Origin of the sequence: Anaerozeibacter quisquiliarum, from assembly GCF_051162045.1 — a bacterium.
Taxonomy (GTDB): Bacteria; Bacillota; Clostridia; order Christensenellales; family Aristaeellaceae; genus Anaerozeibacter; species Anaerozeibacter quisquiliarum.
This window is the reverse complement of record NZ_JBISDI010000001.1, coordinates 29839-46587: the sequence shown is the minus strand read 5'-3', so window position 1 is coordinate 46587 and position 16749 is coordinate 29839. Positions and strand designations below refer to the sequence as shown.

The window sequence follows — 16749 nt, the reverse complement described above, 5'->3', positions numbered from 1 at the left end:
AAGATTTGTAAACATTCGCTGTTTGAGGGACATTCGCTATTGGCGCGGGAGGCGGGGCAGGCGGAGGGTGAACAGGCTGCCGGGGGTGGCGGGGCGCGGGTCGATGTGGGCAACGCTTCGCGATGCCCCGTGAACGATCCCTACGGGGGTGGAGGGGGTATGATGGGACAGCCGACCGTTGTGCTGGACGGCGATTTGCTGGGCGATGCTTAGACCCAGGCCGGAGTGGATGCGACTGGTGCGGCTGGGGTCGACGCGGTAGAAGCGGTCGAAGATGAAGGGGCGGTGTTCGGGCGTGATGCCGGGGCCGTCATCCTTCACATGGAGACACAGGAATTTGCGCTCAACTTGGATCGAGACCTCAACGTGACCGCCGGATTGGGTGTAACAGAGGGCGTTGTCGACCAGCACGTAGATGGCGCGGCACAGCAGCGGCGCGTCGCCTTCGATCAACGGCGGCGGGGTGGAGGGCTCGATGAACGTCAGCGCGATCTGCTTTTCCGCCGCGGCGTCCAGGTGGTCGCGCACGGCGTCCTCGGCCAGTTCACGAAGCTCCACGGGCCCGAAGCGGGCGGTTGATGGGCGCGCGTCCGTGGCGCCGGTGAGCAGCATCAAGTCCTCGGAGAGGCGGCGCATGTGGCGCAGTTCCCTCTGCATGGCATCCGTGAACCGAACCGGGTCGGTCGGGCTTGACTTGAGCGCGTCGAGGCTCGATTGCATGACCTGCAGCGGCGTGCGGAATTCGTGCGACGCGGCGGCGAGAAAGGCGTTTTGCCGGTCGTGCGCCGCCCCGATGGGCTTGACCGCGCGCGCCGTGAATCGCCAGCCGAACGCCGCCATCCCGGCCATTGCGCCCAATGTGATGGCCGCAAACAACCAGCGCTGAGCGATGCGTTCGGCGTCCTGCTTTTGCATGTCCATCAGCAGGGCCACGGCGCGGTGGCTGCGGTAGCCGCCGATCGACTGCACGGCGGCCAGGTACCGCTCGCCCCGATCGCCGCGCAGCGCGCCCGTCCAGCGCGCATCGGTCGCGCTGTCGGGCGAAACGCCCGCTTGCGCCGCCGCGCCCAGCGCGCGGGCGAACAGATCGTCCCGGGGCGTGTCCGGTTGCCAGCCGCCGCGAAACGCGATCGGTTGGCCGTTGTCGTACACGCGCAGGATCAGCCGGTCGACGGCTTCGGCCTTGGCGAGCCGCGTGTTGGCCAGGCTTCGCTCCATGCGCACGTCCTGCGTAAGCGCGGTAAGTTGGTTTAAAAACGCCGATTCCTCGCGCAGAGACAGCTGGCGCTCGGATGCGATGAGCGCCGCGCCGGACGCTCCGAGCAGCGCAAGCGAAATAGCTGAGATCAGCAGCGCCGCCAGACGCCTGTGAAGTGTCCGGATCATGTGACCTCCAGCCGGTAGCCCAGCCCGCGCATTGTTTCGATCCTCGCCGTACTGCCGACAGACCGGAGTCTTTTTCTAAGAAAGTAGATGTAGTTGTCGAGGTTGCCGTCCTCGACCGGCGCGTCGGCCCACACGCGCGAGAGCAGCAGGTCGCGCGGCAGCACCTGGCCCGCGTGCTTCATGAGCTGCGCGAGCAGCCGCGCCTCGCGCTTGCTCAGTTGGCAGGACGCAGTGCCCAGGGTCAGCAGGCCCTGCGATTCGTCGAGCGTCAGCGCGCCGCACCGGATGCGCCCGGCCTCGACGAGCTGCGCCGGACGCCGGGAGAGCGCGCGCACGCGCGCCAGCAGTTCGTCGGTCTCGAAAGGTTTTACGAGGTAATCGTCCGCGCCCGCGTCCAGCCCGTCCACCCGGTCGGACAGCGAACCCAGCGCGGTAATCATCAGCACGGGCGTGGCGTGGCCCGCCCCGCGCATGCGCCGGAGCACCGCCGCGCCGTCCAGGCCGGGCAGCATCCGGTCGAGCAGGATCAGCTCATGCGCGCCGGCCTGGATCATGTCCCAAGCGATGAGCCCGTCGTGCGCCGCGTCCACGTCGTGGCCGTCGCGCTCCAAATGGTAGATCAAGCCGGCAGAGAGCGCGGCATCGTCCTCTACAATCAAAATCTTCATGTCCCTATCATAGCACATGAATCTCTAATTTTGCTCTATTTTTCCGAGATTTGGCTTTTAGAGGACGGTTAGAGATTGAGTTGATATGATGGGCGCAGACAAAACCGGGAGGGGGATTCATCATGAAGGTGCGGGGGATGTTGTGCGCGCTGATGGCGCTACTTTTGATGCTGCCGGGCGCGGCAATGGCGCAGGGCGCGATGGGGCGATATGTGGAGGTGCCGTTGAACCATCCGGCGGAGGGATATGCGAGCTTTACACAGTTGAACGGAAAGACCTATGCCGTGAACGGCGTCGGCGATCAGCTGTATACGAGTGGGGACATGCTCGACTGGATGGTGGAAGAGAGCGGGCATGACGAGCAGAAAACGCCCGCCATGGGCGGTGTGAACTGGATCGGCGTCGGGACCGACGGGAGTCTGCTTCTGAACTCTGGTTGGGCGATGAAGGATGAGCGGTACCACCCGATCATCGAGCGCATTTATAAGGGTGCTTCCACGCAATTTATACTGGGTCGGGATTTGCCTTGGGATACCGACCGATACGATATGACCTTGCTGCCCTCGGGCGAATTGCTGGCGCTGAGTACCGAAGCGGTGTTCCGGTTCTCGCCGGACGGCGCGACGCAGCAAAGGTATGAAATTGCCCAAGGCGACGCGATGGCGGTTTATCAAAACGAGGTGGCGGTGAGCAACCACAGCGACAAGATCATCACGGTCTACGACCTTGGGAAGGGTGTTGAGCTGCGCCGCCTGGAATTGCCGACCGCAGCCGACTACGGTCTGCTTGCCTACGACGCGCAGGGTGCGCTGCACTACGCGTGCCGGGATGGCATCTACCGCGTGAACGCGGGCGGCACGCTGATGGTGCAGATCGTGGACGGACGTCTGTCCTCGCTCGGCAAGCCCAGTTCCTACCCGAGGCAGCTGCTGTTTGACGCGGACAACGACCCGGTCATCGTCTATGAGGACACCCAATCGAACGCGGTGTCGCTGATCGCCTACCGCTTCGACGAGAACGTGAGCACCGAGCCGAACGCGGCGCTGAGCGTGTTTGCGCTGCAGGACACCGACACGCTGCGCGAGTGCGCGGCCAAATTCCAAAAGGAAAACCCGGATGTGCTGGTGAACATCACGGTTGGCCTCGCCGAGGGCAGCGCGATCACGCGCGACGACGCGATCCGTACGCTGAACACCGAGATCCTGGCGGGACAGGGGCCGGACGTGCTGGTGCTCGACGGGTTGCCGGTCAAGAGCTACATCGACAAGGGCGTGCTGAAAGACCTGTCTTCCGTGGTGCAGCCGATGATCGATCAGGGCTTGCTGACCGAGAACCTGGCGGGCGCCTACCGCAGGGACGGCGCGATCCCCGCCGTGCCCACGCGGTTTTTGCTGCCGTCGATCTGGGGCGAGGTCGAAGGGATCGACACCCTCGAGGATTTGGCGAACTGGTCTACGGCAAATCCCGACGCGCTGCCCTGCTTCGCCGTCGATATCTTGTCCGATACGCTGATCGGCACGTTCTACCTGAGCAGTGCGCCCGCGTGGTTCAATGAAAACGGGCGGCTGGACGAGGCGAAGATCGAGGCGTTCCTGATGGCGCTGAAATCGATCCGCGGCAAATGGGACTATGACACTTTCGTTGCGAAGACCGGCTTTGACATGCGGGCGACGGCAAAGGACAGGGGCGTCGAAATGCCGACCTGGAATCCCTATGCGGCCAACTCCGGGTGGATGAGTATCGAGGAGAACGGCGGTACCCTCTTCATGAGCGAGGGCGCGCAGAAGCAACTGCCCTTCCTGCTGAGGGGGCCGGACGACGTTTCCTTTCCGAACGGCGCGCTGGCGGGCCTGAAATCGGGCGGTTTCGCGGCGCTGCCGGGCCAGGCGGAAGGCTGCTTTGTGCCCATGCTGCTGATGGGCGCGACATACGGCGCAAACAGCGAATTGGCGCAGCGGTTCATCGCCACCGCGCTCGGCGAGGCATTGCAGGATGCCGATCTGTTTGAGGGGTTCCCGGTGCATGTGAAGGCGCTGGACGCGGCGCAGACGCGGCAGGAGGCGCGCTTCGGTCTTTCAACCACCGGTTCCTGGAGCAGCGAGTGGCCCGATCAGGACGCGCGCGATAAGCTGCGCTCGATCATCGACGCGCTCAAGACGCCTGTGACGCCCGATTTCACGCTTTATCAAATGATCGTCGACGAGAGCAAGCCGTTCTTCGAGGGCAGTATCGACGCCCGCCAGGCCGCCGCGAACGTGTGCGCCAAGGCCAATGCGTACCTGTCGGAATAGCCGCGCGCGGGAGGCGCGCACGGGGCTTATGTTTTTGCTGCCAAGCTTGATCGGCGTATGTGCGCTGCTGGTATTTCCCATGGCGGATACGGTGCGCCGCTCGTTCCTGACGGTGGCGGGCGGGTGGCGGGGGATCGAAAACTATCGGATGTTGATGGATAACGCCTCGTTTCAGCTGGCGTCGCGCAATACCGCCCGGTTCCTCTTCACCGCCGTGCCTTTGCTGCTCATGCTGTCGCTGGGGGCCGCGCTGATGGCAAGGCGCGCCCCGGCGCTTTACAAGACCAGCCTGCTGGTGCCGCTTTCCGTGCCGGTGGCCTCGCTCGCGCTGATCTGGCGCGCGCTGTTCGACGTCCATGGGCTGGTGAACGCGGGGCTTTTGAACCTCGGCATCGAGGCGGTGCCGTTCATGGATTCGGGCGCGTCGTTCTGGGTGCTCGTGGGCAGCTACATCTGGAAGAACGTCGGTTACGACATGGTGCTGCTGCTCTCCGCGCTGATGAGCATCCCCGAGGTGCAGTACGAGGCGGCGCAAATCGACGGCGCGAACCGCCTACAGCAATTCCAGGCGGTGACACTGCCCAACCTGTACCCGGCGCTGTTCGTGACGGCTGTGCTGTCGGTGCTGAACGCGTTCAAGGTGTTCCGCGAGGCGTACCTGGTGGCGGGCAACTACCCGCACGAGAAGATGTATCTGTTGCAGCACTTGTTCAACAACTGGTTCTTGCACTTGGACATCGACAAGCTGTGCACGGCGGCCACGCTTGTGGCGCTTGCGATCATGGCGCTGATCCTGCTGCTTGAGCGGGGCTGGGGAGAGGCGCGCACATGAAAAAGACGATGTGGTATACCCTGTGCGTCGTGGTCGCGCTGCCGATGCTGCTGCCGCTGGTCATGCTGCTGGGCGGCTCGCTGATGGGGCAGAACGAGGCGCTCCGTGCGCTCGGGCCGGTGTTTGCAGGGGCGGACGGATTCGCTCGATGGCCGCTGATCCCCCAGTATCCCACGCTCAAGGGACATGTGGAGTTGATGCTCGATTCGCCGGAATTCTTCGCGATGTTCTGGAACTCGGCCGGTTATGCGCTGCTGTCGCTCGTGGGCCAGGTGCTCGTGGGGGGCGGCGCGGCCTGGGCGTTCGCGCGCTACCGGTTCCCCATGAAGAAGACGCTGTTCGTGGTCTACGTCGCGCTCATGCTGATGCCGTTCCAGGTGACGCTGGTGGCGCAATACCTGTCGCTGAACGCGCTGAAATTGATCGATACGCGATGGGCGATCATTTTACCGCTGGCGTTCTCCACCTTCCCGGTGTTCATCATGGCCAAGTTTTTCGAGGCGGTGCCGGAGGCGATGCTGGAAGCGGCGCGCATCGACGGCGCGGGCGAGTGGACGGTTTTCCGGAAGGTGGGCCTGCCGCTCGGGATTCCGGGGCTGCTCGCCGCGATGGTGCTGGGGTTCCTGGAGGCATGGGGTATGATCGAGCAGCCGATGACGCTGCTGCGCTCGCAGCGGCTGTGGCCGCTCACGCTGTACCTGCCGCAGATTACGGGCGCGTCGATGGCAAAGGCGCTCGCCGCGTCGGCGCTGACGCTCGCGCCCGCGCTGCTGGTGTTCCTGTGCGGACAGCGGCACTTGGAGCAGGGGATCGGCACGATGGGGCTGAAGGAGTGATGGGTTTTATGAAAGAGCATATCTCATGGCCGCGCGTGCTGGGGTATTTCCTGCTGACGATGCTGCTGCTGACGCTGATGAGCCGCGCCGCCGATTCAATCCTGCTGCCGGTCGTGAAGAGCGCCCGGCCCGCGGCCGGCCCGCTGACGCACAGGGTGACGGTCGGCGGCACGATCGAGGCGCGGGAGCTGAGGCCGGTGATGGCCGAGCCGAATTTGCCGGTGGCGCGGGTGCATGTACGGGCAGGCCAGGCCGTGAAGGCGGGCGACGCGCTGCTGAGCTACGACGCGGAGGTATTGCAGCGACAGCTCAACGAAAAGCGGGCGGAATTGGAAAAGTTCAATTTGAAAGCGCGGCTGAACGCGCTGGAACAGCCCGCCGAGGATAAGGGCGGCAAGGAAAAAGCGCTGCTTTCACAGCAACTCAATAAGCTCGAGATCGACGCCGCGCAGCGGGCGGTGGACCGGCTGACGCAGCTGTCGGGCGGCGGAGCGACGCTGGTCGCGCCGGTGGACGGCACTGTCAGCGAACTGCTGGTGAAGCCTGGCGACAGCGCGCAGGGCGCGGCGCTTCGGCTGTCGCCCGCCGCGTCGGGGCTGATGGCGCGCGCGGTCGTCACGGCGGATCAGGCAAAGCATCTGGCCGTCGGCATGGCCGCCACATTCAGGCGTTCGGGCGACACGCGCGCCACCGAAGGGGCCGGCCTGATCGGGCTTTCGCCCACGGCGGAGGGGCATGAGGCCAGCTTCGCGCTGCCCGACGGCGCGGGCGGCATCGGCCAGGCCATTTCGATCACCACCGAGCTTAAGACCGACAGCTACGCCGTGCGCGTACCGCTGGGGGCGATCGCCTCGAGCAACGGCCAGACGGGCGTATATCGGATTCGCACCGGCGAAACGGTGCTGGGCGCGATGGAGTACGCGGAATTCGTGCCGGTCACGCTGATCGAGAGCGACCTTGAATACGCGGCCATATCGGGTACGCTCATGGACCGCGACCAAGTAATCGTATCGAGCAACAAGCCGCTCAGCGCGGGTGATCGCGTGAGGAGCGCGTCATGAAACGGTTGATGGCGGTGCCGTGCGCGCTGGCGCTGATCTTGTGCGCGGCGCTGGCCGCGATGGAAGGCCTCGACATGGGCAGAATGTGGAAGGGCAGCGCGGCCTGTTCGATTGGGCCGCTGACTGCGCCGGAGCTGTCGGCTGTAGAGGCGCTGCGTCCGGAGCTTGGGTGGACTGCCTACGCGCAGAGCGCGTCGCAGGCGATTGGGAACGACCGACTGACCAGCCGGCAGGCCGATGCCGCCGTGCTGCGCTTCGCGGGCGCGCCGGAGCGGATCGCATTCCTGCCGTTGGTCTCCGGGCGATTGCCGAAGGACGGCGAACGCGGCGCGTGCGCGCTGGATGTGGCCACCGCGTTTGCGCTGTTCGGCAGCGTGAATCCGGAGGGTGAATGGGTGAGCCTTGGCGGCGAGGCGGTACAAGTCGTGGGCGTCGTTGAAGTGGAGCGACCGCTGCTGCTGACTCCCGCGGGTAAAAAGGATTCACTCGACCGCCTGGTCGCGGATGACCGGGAGGCGCTGGAAGCGCTGGCGTCGGCACTCGGCGCGCAGATCGATCCGTTTGAGTTGAGCGGCACGGAGGCGACCAACTTGATATGGTTGCTGTGCGGAGCGCCCTGGATCCTGCTGGCTGCGGCGGCGTTCGGCGCGTTGCGCAGGCGGGGTGAACCGTGGAAGACGATCTTGGGTGCGCTTGCGTGGATGCTGGCGCTCGGCGCGTTGCTGGTGCTGATGCGCAGCGTACCGGTGCGGCTGCTGCCCGCGCGCTGGTCGGACTTCGCGTTCTACGGCGAGCAGGTCGCCGCCTGGAACGCGCGCCCCTACCGCGCGGCCGACGTGCGCGATTGGGGGATAAGGGCGGACGCGTGGCGAGTGGGGCTTTGGTGTTTGGGTGCGTGCGCAGCGGTGGTCGTGGGTCGTAGGGTGCGTTCCTCCCCATTCCCCTCCAAGGAGCGCAATGGGGAGGGGCTTGCCTCGTGCGTGGCGACGGTTTCTGAAAGGAAGGGTTTGAAATGAGGAGATTCGCGCTGATTTTGATGCTGTTGCTTACGATCATGCCCGTCGCGCGTGCCGCCGAGGCGCTGCCGTTGGCGGCACGGCTCGACATGCAGGCGGCGTTCGAGCGGTATCAGAGCTATGAATTGGACGAAGCATCCGGCGCGTGGTCGGCGCGCGGGCTGATTGCGGATCAACTGCTGGGCATGGTCGAGCACAACGCGGCAAGCGGCCACATGGAAGGCGGCGTGTGCGTGCTGTACCCGGGCGTGCGCGGCAACCGCGAGCTGTCGCTGATGGAGCCGGTGCTGTACGTGAGCCTGCTGAGAAACAGCCCCATCGGGGCCGACGCGCTGTCGATCGCCACTGGCGGCATGCGATATGACTTCGTCGGCAAGGCCGAAAAGACCAAGGTCGGCAATTTTCCCTGCGAGCAATTCGCGTTGCCGCTGGGCAGACAGGGAATGGAACTGCTCAAGCGCTTCGCAGAAGGAGGCGGCGAGGTGCGCATCTACGGCGAGCAGCGCACCTTCCGCACTTCGATTCGCGAGGCGGAGAGGTACAAGAACGCCAAACAGCGCACCGAGGCGCTGTCGGCGGCGGCGGTGCGGGATTTCCTGCCCCAGTGGCCGGTCGAATATGCGCTATGGGACCTGAACGAGGCGTTCTGGAACAAGGACCGACCGAAGTCTTCAGCGGTGACGCTCGACGAGCGCGCCTACGCAGAGGGATTGCCCGAACTGGAGCCGGCCACGCAATGCGTCGATACCGCGAAGGGTGAGCAGGTTGGAAAGTACCAGCAACTGCTCAAGGATCGCGCGTTCTTTACGGACAAAAAGACCAAAGTCTTCAACGCGGCCACCCGCAAGGCCACCAAGCGCGCGCAGCAGTACTACGGCCGGCTGCCCACCGGCATGCCCGATAAGGCGCTGGTCGAGTTGCTGAACGGCGGAGAAGTTGCGGCGCCCGACGCGGCGGCGGTTCCGGCCGGAATTGCCCATGCGGCGGGCGGCGGGCTTTCGGTCCGTTTGGACCGCGTGTGGCTTTCGCGCAGCGTTGCGCCCTCGCGCGATGCCGATTCGTTGGATCGGCTCTGGCCCGACGACCGCTCCAATCAGCTGCTCGCCGCGGACGGCGAGGTCGTCAACGCGTCGAACCAAGCTATTCAGTTGTCTGCGGCGCTCCAGGCGTTCGTGCGCACGCGGGATGGCGCGAGCTACCCCTGCACGGTCCAGGCCGAGCGCGACGAGGGCGCAGGCTTCGGGACTTCGTTGCTGCCGGGCGGCGCGAGTCGGTTGGTCGTGCTGTGCGAGACGCCCAAGGGGATTGACCTGGCGAACTGCACGCTGAATATCGGCATCGAAGGGACGGACGGGACGGTGGAGGTGAGGCTGGCGTAATCTCGGAAGATATTGCACTGAACCGCGCGTATGTGCTATACTGAACCATCAAGCTTTGGGAGGCATACGTGCGCAAGGTTCAAGAGCGGCACCTGGTCGCCGGCATCGCGCTCGGGTTGTTGTCGGGCGCGCTGTTGCCGTTCACGCTCGGGGCGGCATCGATCATCATGCTGCCTTCGGTGATCGTGGCGACGCTTGGCGCATGGTCGGGCGTGGCGGCGGCGCTGGCGGCTTCATTCAGCCAGCTGGCGGTGGCGAGGGCGATCGGCGGCGGCATGCTGATGCTGGTGGTGTTTACGGCCATGCTGTTGCCGGCGTGGGGCGTATTCTTCCTGATCGGGCGTCGGCCGCGGTTCGAGCAGGGCGTGAAGTGGTCGGCGCTGATGACGCTGGGCGCGCTGTTCATGCTGCTGCTGAGCGCGTGGATGGCGGTGCGCGGCAGCCTGATCGACGCGCTGGTGCACGCGCTGCGCGCCTCGGTGGAGGCGCTGCCCGGGGAACTGCTGGGCACGGTGCTGGGCATATGGGGGCAGACGGGCCTGTTCGGCCCGAACGCCGCCGGGATAGACTTTACGCGCGCGCTGACGGCGGTTGAGCGCGTACAGGTGCTGGACGGGTTCGCGCGTACGCTGACGGCGCTCTTGCAGATGAGCTTCGTCTCGATGCTGCTGACGAGCGGCGCGCTGACCGGCGCGGTCAGCTACCTGCTGGCGGCGCGCGTCGCGCACAGGCGCGCGCTCGTGCCCAGCGTCGACTACCGTCACCCGCGCGGCTGGCGGCTGACGCCGGGGCTGATCGTCGGCCCGCCGGCTTGCGCGCTGGCCTGCGCAATCGCGCACAGGTTGGGGCTCCGCGGGGCCGACGCGGCCGCCCGGGCATTTTTCGACCTGAGCGGGCTGCTGTTCCTCGTGCAGGGGATCGGCGCGGCGGATCGGCGGCTGCACGAGGTGCGCGTGCCCAAGCGCTACCGCACGTTTACGCTCGTGCTGCTTACGCTGGTGGGCGCGTACTTCCTGCGCATCGCGGGCATCTTTTCGGCGCTCGTCGGGTCCAAGGGGCTCGTCACGCAATACATCAAGCGGCATGCCGGTCGCAACGGCAAAGGAGATGGGGACGCATGAAGATAATTCTGCTTCAGGACATCAAGGGCACGGGCAAGAAGGACCAGATCATGGAGGTCAGCGACGGTTTCGCGCGCAACTACTTGTTGCCGCGCAAGCTCGCGCGCGAGGCGACCAGCGAGGCGCTCAACTCCATTGAAAAGTCGAAGTCGGCGCAGAAGCACCGCGACGACGTGAAGAAGCGGGAAGCCGAGGCCAAGGCGCACGAGCTCAAGGGCAAGGTGGTCGTGGTGAACGCGCGCGGCGGTGAGGGCGGGCGGCTGTACGGCTCGATCACCGCGCAGGAGATCGGCGAGGCGCTCAAGGCCCAGCACGGCATCGACATCGACAAGCGCAAGATCGAGCTCGACGAGCCGGTGCGCACGGCGGGGCAGGCGCTGTTCACGGTCAAGCTGGCCGCGGGCGTGAGCACGCGCATGCTGCTCAACGTGGTCGTATCCGGCAAATAAGGAGTACAATTATTCTTATGGAACAGAGGATGCCGGGCGAGCGCGTGCCGCCGCACCATACCGACGCGGAGAAGTCGGTGCTGGGCGCGATGCTGATCTCGAGCGAGGCGGTGCTGCTGGCGCACGAGACCTTGAAGCCGGACGACTTTTACCACCCCGCGCACCGCGAGGTGTTCGACGCCATGACGTACCTGGCCAATCAGGCGCGCCCGGTGGATTTGATTACGCTCGACGAGGAGCTGACCCGGCGGGGGAAGCTCGCGGGCGTGGGCGGGCTGAGCGCGCTGATCGAACTTTCGCGGTTCGTGCCGTCGGCGGCCAACGCCTCGGCCTACATCCGGATCGTCGATGAGAAGTCCACGCTGCGCAAGCTGATCGCGGCCTCGGGCGAGATCGCGCAGATGAGCTACGCCTCCGAGGAGGAGACCGAGCACATCTTAGCGGCCAGCGAGAAGCTGATCTACGACATCACGATGCGCAAGGGCGGCGAGATGCTCAAGCCCATCCAGCCGATCCTGATCGACACCTACGAGATGATCGACCGGCTGGTGAAGAACAAGGGCCGCATCGAGGGCGTGCCCACCGGCTACCGGGAGCTCGACGACCTCACGACCGGCTTGCACGCGGGCGAGTTGATCCTGATCGCCGCGCGCCCTTCGATGGGAAAGACGAGTTTTGGCATGAACATCGTGGAGAACGCCTCGATCCGCGCGAACATGAAGTCGGCGATCTTCTCGCTCGAAATGCCGGCCGAGCAACTGGCGATGCGCATGCTGTGCACCGAGGCGCGCGTCAACATGCAGAACGTGCGCCGGGGGGTCTTGCAGGAGGACGAGTGGCTCAGACTCTGCGAGGCGATGGGCGTGATCGGTCAGGCGAACATCCACATCGACGCCACCAGCGGCATCACGGTGCCCGAGATCCGCTCGAAGGCGCGCCGGCTCCAAATGGAGCAGGGGCTCGACCTGATTATGATCGACTACCTGCAGCTGATGACCGGCACCGGCAAGTTCGGCAGCCGCCAGGAGGAGGTCTCGGGCATATCGCGCCAGCTCAAGGGCCTGGCGCAGGAGTTGGGCGTGCCGGTGATCGCGCTCTCGCAGCTCTCGCGCGCGCCCTCGGGCCGCGCCAACCACCGCCCGATTCTGTCGGACATCCGCGACTCGGGCGCGATCGAGCAGGACGCCGACGTGGTGATGTTCCTGCACCGGGAGGACTACTACGACAAGGAGACCGAGGTCAAGAACATGGCCGAGGTAATCATCGCCAAGCAAAGAAACGGCGCGCTGGGCACGGTGAACCTGGGCTGGCGCGGGGAATTGACCTGGTTCGTCGATCTGTCGCCGGCGGGGAAGGAAGTAACTCTTAACAAATAATCAGCTTTAGAGCACATGATCCACATGCGTTAGTATGGTAAAGTATCACCCAAGCAGGGTAGTACGGTAGAATGGGGAGGCGTGGGGATGCGTCGTTATATTCTCAAGCGGGTGGGCATGATGGTCCTCACGCTGTTCATGATCGTGTTACTCACATTCGCCATGATGCACGCGGTGCCGGGCGGGCCGTTCACGCGGGACAAGCAGGTGCCGCCGGCGGTGCTCAAGGCGCTCGAGCAGAAGTACCACTTGGACGATCCGCTCTACAAACAATTCTTCGATTATATAAACGGGCTGCTCCGGTTCGACTTGGGGCCGAGCTTCAAGTACACCGGCAAGACCGTCAACGACTTTATCCGCAGCGGCTCTCCGTACTCGATGCGACTGGGCCTGCTGACGCTTGTGTTTGTGCTGCTCTGCGCGATTCCGATGGGCATCGTGGCGGCGCTCAGAAACGGGCGCTGGCAGGACATGGCGCTGATGGCGATTGCGACGTTGGGCGTGACGATCCCGAGTTTTGTGATCGCCACCGCCTTGCTGTACTTTTTTTCATTCAAGCTGGGCTGGCTACCCACCTACGGCGTGGACAAATGGCAGGGCTACATCCTGCCGATGATCTCGCTGGGCGGATACTCGATCAGCTTCTTGGCGCGGCTGATGCGCTCGAGCCTGCTCGAGGTCATGGGGCAGGATTACATCCGCACCGCGCGCTCGAAGGGCATCAGCGAGGTGCGCGTGGTCGTCAAGCACGCGCTGCGCAACGCGCTGATCCCGGTGGTCACCGTGCTGGGGCCGACGATCGCCAACCTGTTAACGGGCAGCTTCGTCATCGAGAAGATCTTCGCGATTCCCGGCATCGGCAAGTACTTCGTGGACGGCGTGACCCAGCGCGACTACACCACGATCATGAGCATGACGGTGTTCTACGCGGCGTTCCTGATCAGCATGGTGTTCCTCGTCGACCTGTTCTACGTGCTGATCGACCCGCGCATCCGCCATGAATAATGTCACAACGAAAGGGGAGCGAACCATGTCCGATTGGGGCAGGCTGGCCGCCGGAAACGACGAGCGCGAGAAGATATGGTCGAAAAACCGATCGTTTGCAGGCGACGTATGGTTTCGCTTCCGCAGAAAGCCTACGGCGCTCGTCGGCATCATCATCGTGGCGCTTTTGCTGCTGTTCTCGCTCATAGGGCCGTATTTTACGCCCTACAACTACTCCGATCAGCAGCTGTCGCTTTCCAACATCTCGCCGCTGCTCAACGTGTCGGACGCGCCGAACGGGCATTTCTTTCACATCACCCAGACGATGAAGGTGATCGAGCTGGACCGCGATCACCGCCTGATCCGCCAGCTGACCAAGATCAAGGACGATGGGGCCGCCAAGCGGATTGCATTTGAATACGACAAGGACACGCAGATATTCCTCGATTACGCCGAGAAGCCCATCGCGATGCTGTCCGCGTCGGGCGAGCGCATGAGGGCGGACAGGACGGTCTGGAACCGCTCGTACCTGCTGGGCACCGACCATCTGGGCCGCGACATCCTGACGAGGCTCATGTACGGCACGCGCATATCGCTGGCGGTCGCCTTCATCGCGGCGCTGGTCAACATGATGATCGGCGTGCTGTACGGCGGCATATCGGGCTACGCGGGCGGCCGCACCGACCAGATCATGATGCGCATTGTGGACGTGATCGCGACGATCCCGCTGACGCTGTACGTCGTGCTGGTGAAGATGCTGCTGGCGGGCGGCATGACCTCGATCGTCATCGCGCTGTCGAGCGTGTATTGGGTGGACATGGCGCGCGTGGTGCGCGCTCAGGTGCTGGGCCTCAAGCAGCAGGAGTTCGTGCTGGCGGCGAGGACGCTCGGCAGCAATACGAAGACCATTCTGCTCACCCACCTCGTGCCCAACTCGATGGGGCCGATCCTCGTAACCGTGACCATGCTGATCCCCAGCGCCATCTTCATGGAGGCGTTTATGAGCTTCATCGGCATCGGCATCGCGCCGCCGATGGCGAGCCTGGGCACCATGTGCAACGACGCGACCGAGAATTTGCGCTCGAGCCCCCATCAGTTGCTGATGCCCGCGCTGACGATCTGCCTGCTGATGTTCGCGTTCAACTTCGTGGGCGACGGCCTGCGGGACGCGCTCGACCCGAAACTCAAGAAATGATTGCCGGACGGGTGGCGGAACCCTCAAAAGCCAAGGCGTATGACCCCGCTTGCCGGTTGTTCCGCCGCAACTTCACCGGTGCGAGCAACAGGCCACCACCCCGCCTGCGGGCATCCCGCCCAGGGAAGGGAATGGGGAAGAAGGGAATGCGATGGATCACATTTTGACAGTCAATAACCTGAAAACATCCTTCCTCACCAGTTCCGGCGAGGTGCAGGCGGTGCGCGGCATCAGCTTCCACTTGGATAAAGGGGAGAGCCTCGGCATCGTCGGGGAGTCGGGCAGCGGCAAGAGCGTCGCCTCGATGTCCATCTTGCGGCTGCTGGCGCAGACGGGCCGCATCCGCGAAGGCGAGGTGCTGTTCGGCGGCGCGGATTTGACGAAGGTTAACACGCGCGCGCTGCGCTCTATCCGCGGCAAGCGCATCGCGATGGTGTTTCAGGACCCGATGTCCAGCCTCAACCCGCTGATCCCGGTCGGGGATCAGGTGGGGGAGATGCTCTGGGCGCATACCGGTCTCGATAAGCGCGCACGCACCGAGCGGGTGCTCGAACTGCTGCGCACCGTGCGCATTCCCGAGCCCGAGCAGCGGCTGAACAGCCTGCCGCACGAGTTTTCCGGCGGCATGCGGCAGCGGGTGATGATCGCGCTGGCGCTGGCCTGCCGCCCCGAGGTGCTGATCGCCGACGAGCCGACCACCGCGCTCGACGTGACCATCCAGGACCAAATCTTAAAGCTGATGCGCTCCTTGCAGGCGGAGACCGGCATGAGCATCATCTTCATCACCCATGACCTGGGCGTGGTCGCCGAGCTGTGCACGCGCGTGGTGGTGATGTACGGCGGGCTGATTTTGGAGGAGGCCCCGATCGACGAGCTGTTCGACCGACCGATGCACCCCTACACGATGGGCCTGCTCGACAGCGTGCCCGGCGCGCATCAGGACAAGGCCGCGCGGCTCACGCCGATCCCCGGCTCGCCGCCCGACATGACGCGCCCGCCAGAGGGCTGCCCGTTCGCGCCGCGCTGCCGCTACGCCCGCAACCTGTGCGCGGCGCAGCGCCCGCCCTACTTCCACCCGGGCGAGGGCCGGCGCAGCATGTGCTGGCTGCTGCACGATGACGCGCCGAGCGCGGGAAATCCGTTTAAAGGGGGGAGGATCGGATGAGCGGCAGCGATAACCTGCTCGTCGTCGACCGCCTCACCAAGCACTTCCCGGTGCGCGGCGGCCGTTCGGTGGTGCACGCGGTGGACGGCGTGTCGTTTGCCATCCCGCGCGGCAAGACGCTGGGGCTGGTGGGCGAGTCCGGCTGCGGCAAGAGCAGCTGCGCGCGCACGATCGTGCGCATCTACGAGCCGACCGGGGGGAAGATCATTTTGGGCGGACAGGACATCTCGACGCTCGATCAGCGCTCGCTGCTGCCCGTGCGCCGGCGGATGCAGATGATCTTCCAGGACCCCTACGCCTCGCTCAACGGGCGCATGACCGTGCGCGACCTGATCGCGGAGCCGCTGCGCGCCCACGGGCTGCACGACAGCGCCCGCGAGGCCGACGCGCTGATCTTTGAAATGCTGGACAAGGTCGGCCTGTCCCGCGAGCACGCGGGCCGGTACGCGCACGAATTCTCGGGCGGGCAGCGCCAGCGGGTGGGCATCGCCCGCGCGCTGATCCTGAAGCCGGAGCTGGTGGTCTGCGACGAACCGATCTCGGCGCTCGACGTGTCGATTCAGGCGCAGGTGGTCAACCTGCTCAAGGACTTCCAGCAGGAGTTGGGCCTGTCGTACCTGTTCATCGCGCACGACCTGTCGATGGTGCGCTACGTCTCCGACCGGGTGGGCGTGATGTACCTGGGTAAGCTGGTCGAGCTCGCGGACGCCGAGGAAATCTACCGGCAACCGAAGCACCCCTACACCGTGGGCCTGCTGAACAGCATCCCGATCCCGAACCCCCGACTCGCGCGGGCGAAGCAGGTCAGCAGCATCGAGGGAGATATCCCCAGCCCGATCGACCCGCCGCCCGGCTGCCGGTTCCACACGCGCTGCCCCCGCGCAATGCCCCGGTGCAGCCAGGAGGAACCCGAGCTCAAGGAAATCGGCCCCGGCCACCAAGTAGCCTGCCACCTGTTCGATTGATCGTCCCTTTGGACTTTCAAAATAC

Annotated in this window: 15 protein-coding genes; 13 read left to right on the top strand and 2 right to left on the bottom strand. The window is 65.0% G+C overall.

Annotation, left to right across the window (positions count from 1 at the left end):
• Window positions 1-36: 36 nt before the first annotated feature.
• On the bottom strand, window positions 37-1386 hold the full coding sequence (locus tag ACH6CV_RS00205) for a sensor histidine kinase (protein ID WP_456356133.1): 1350 nt from the start codon (window positions 1384-1386) through the stop codon (window positions 37-39).
• Window positions 1383-2054 (bottom strand): response regulator transcription factor, encoded by a 672-nt coding sequence (locus ACH6CV_RS00200; RefSeq protein ID WP_456356132.1) that lies wholly within the window; start codon window positions 2052-2054, stop codon window positions 1383-1385. Before ACH6CV_RS00200 ends, ACH6CV_RS00205 begins: the two co-directional genes overlap by 4 nt.
• Before the next feature lie 122 nt (window positions 2055-2176).
• Between ACH6CV_RS00200 and ACH6CV_RS00195 the strand changes: the two genes are divergently transcribed.
• The 13 genes from ACH6CV_RS00195 to ACH6CV_RS00135 all read left to right on the top strand — a co-directional run bounded on the left by ACH6CV_RS00195 (window position 2177) and on the right by ACH6CV_RS00135 (window position 16724).
• Window positions 2177-4345, top strand: a complete 2169-nt coding sequence (locus tag ACH6CV_RS00195) for an extracellular solute-binding protein (protein ID WP_456356131.1) — start codon at window positions 2177-2179, stop codon at window positions 4343-4345.
• A gap of 28 nt (window positions 4346-4373) precedes the next feature.
• Window positions 4374-5177, top strand: coding sequence for a carbohydrate ABC transporter permease (locus ACH6CV_RS00190; protein ID WP_456356130.1), 804 nt, complete (start codon window positions 4374-4376; stop codon window positions 5175-5177).
• Window positions 5174-6013 carry a carbohydrate ABC transporter permease gene (locus ACH6CV_RS00185; protein ID WP_456356129.1) on the top strand — a complete coding sequence of 280 codons (840 nt, stop codon included), beginning with the start codon at window positions 5174-5176 and terminating at the stop codon, window positions 6011-6013. Before ACH6CV_RS00190 ends, ACH6CV_RS00185 begins: the two co-directional genes overlap by 4 nt.
• Before the next feature lie 8 nt (window positions 6014-6021).
• Window positions 6022-7074 (top strand): efflux RND transporter periplasmic adaptor subunit, encoded by a 1053-nt coding sequence (locus ACH6CV_RS00180; protein ID WP_456356128.1) that lies wholly within the window; start codon window positions 6022-6024, stop codon window positions 7072-7074.
• Window positions 7071-8090, top strand: a complete 1020-nt coding sequence (locus ACH6CV_RS00175; protein WP_456356127.1) for a hypothetical protein — start codon at window positions 7071-7073, stop codon at window positions 8088-8090. The genes ACH6CV_RS00180 and ACH6CV_RS00175 overlap by 4 nt, the downstream gene beginning before the upstream one ends.
• Window positions 8087-9469: a peptidoglycan-binding protein gene (locus tag ACH6CV_RS00170; RefSeq protein ID WP_456356126.1), complete on the top strand. Its 1383-nt coding sequence runs from the start codon at window positions 8087-8089 to the stop codon at window positions 9467-9469. Before ACH6CV_RS00175 ends, ACH6CV_RS00170 begins: the two co-directional genes overlap by 4 nt.
• A 68-nt stretch (window positions 9470-9537) precedes the next feature.
• Window positions 9538-10590 carry a hypothetical protein gene (locus ACH6CV_RS00165; RefSeq protein WP_456356125.1) on the top strand — a complete coding sequence of 351 codons (1053 nt, stop codon included), beginning with the start codon at window positions 9538-9540 and terminating at the stop codon, window positions 10588-10590.
• Window positions 10587-11039 carry a 50S ribosomal protein L9 gene (gene rplI / locus ACH6CV_RS00160; protein ID WP_456356124.1) on the top strand — a complete coding sequence of 151 codons (453 nt, stop codon included), beginning with the start codon at window positions 10587-10589 and terminating at the stop codon, window positions 11037-11039. The genes ACH6CV_RS00165 and rplI overlap by 4 nt, the downstream gene beginning before the upstream one ends.
• A gap of 17 nt (window positions 11040-11056) precedes the next feature.
• Window positions 11057-12415 carry a replicative DNA helicase gene (gene dnaB, locus ACH6CV_RS00155; RefSeq protein WP_456356123.1) on the top strand — a complete coding sequence of 453 codons (1359 nt, stop codon included), beginning with the start codon at window positions 11057-11059 and terminating at the stop codon, window positions 12413-12415.
• An 87-nt stretch (window positions 12416-12502) separates the two neighbouring features.
• Window positions 12503-13420: an ABC transporter permease gene (locus tag ACH6CV_RS00150; protein WP_456356122.1), complete on the top strand. Its 918-nt coding sequence runs from the start codon at window positions 12503-12505 to the stop codon at window positions 13418-13420.
• Window positions 13421-13445: 25 nt separating this feature from the next.
• A complete protein-coding gene (locus ACH6CV_RS00145) occupies window positions 13446-14594 on the top strand; it encodes an ABC transporter permease (protein ID WP_456356121.1) in 1149 nt (382 codons plus the stop codon).
• A 151-nt stretch (window positions 14595-14745) separates the two neighbouring features.
• Window positions 14746-15759: an ABC transporter ATP-binding protein gene (locus ACH6CV_RS00140; RefSeq protein ID WP_456356120.1), complete on the top strand. Its 1014-nt coding sequence runs from the start codon at window positions 14746-14748 to the stop codon at window positions 15757-15759.
• Window positions 15756-16724 (top strand): ABC transporter ATP-binding protein, encoded by a 969-nt coding sequence (locus tag ACH6CV_RS00135; protein WP_456356119.1) that lies wholly within the window; start codon window positions 15756-15758, stop codon window positions 16722-16724. Before ACH6CV_RS00140 ends, ACH6CV_RS00135 begins: the two co-directional genes overlap by 4 nt.
• Window positions 16725-16749: the final 25 nt, after the last annotated feature.

Coding starts and splice junctions, on each gene's coding strand:
- ACH6CV_RS00205 (WP_456356133.1), bottom strand. CDS start 1,386: ATGATCCGGACACTTCACAGGCGTCTGGCGGCGCTGCTGATCTCAGCT.
- ACH6CV_RS00200 (WP_456356132.1), bottom strand. CDS start 2,054: ATGAAGATTTTGATTGTAGAGGACGATGCCGCGCTCTCTGCCGGCTTG.
- ACH6CV_RS00195 (WP_456356131.1), top strand. CDS start 2,177: ATGAAGGTGCGGGGGATGTTGTGCGCGCTGATGGCGCTACTTTTGATG.
- ACH6CV_RS00190 (WP_456356130.1), top strand. CDS start 4,374: ATGTTTTTGCTGCCAAGCTTGATCGGCGTATGTGCGCTGCTGGTATTT.
- ACH6CV_RS00185 (WP_456356129.1), top strand. CDS start 5,174: ATGAAAAAGACGATGTGGTATACCCTGTGCGTCGTGGTCGCGCTGCCG.
- ACH6CV_RS00180 (WP_456356128.1), top strand. CDS start 6,022: ATGAAAGAGCATATCTCATGGCCGCGCGTGCTGGGGTATTTCCTGCTG.
- ACH6CV_RS00175 (WP_456356127.1), top strand. CDS start 7,071: ATGAAACGGTTGATGGCGGTGCCGTGCGCGCTGGCGCTGATCTTGTGC.
- ACH6CV_RS00170 (WP_456356126.1), top strand. CDS start 8,087: ATGAGGAGATTCGCGCTGATTTTGATGCTGTTGCTTACGATCATGCCC.
- rplI (WP_456356124.1), top strand. CDS start 10,587: ATGAAGATAATTCTGCTTCAGGACATCAAGGGCACGGGCAAGAAGGAC.
- dnaB (WP_456356123.1), top strand. CDS start 11,057: ATGGAACAGAGGATGCCGGGCGAGCGCGTGCCGCCGCACCATACCGAC.
- ACH6CV_RS00150 (WP_456356122.1), top strand. CDS start 12,503: ATGCGTCGTTATATTCTCAAGCGGGTGGGCATGATGGTCCTCACGCTG.
- ACH6CV_RS00145 (WP_456356121.1), top strand. CDS start 13,446: ATGTCCGATTGGGGCAGGCTGGCCGCCGGAAACGACGAGCGCGAGAAG.
- ACH6CV_RS00140 (WP_456356120.1), top strand. CDS start 14,746: ATGGATCACATTTTGACAGTCAATAACCTGAAAACATCCTTCCTCACC.
- ACH6CV_RS00135 (WP_456356119.1), top strand. CDS start 15,756: ATGAGCGGCAGCGATAACCTGCTCGTCGTCGACCGCCTCACCAAGCAC.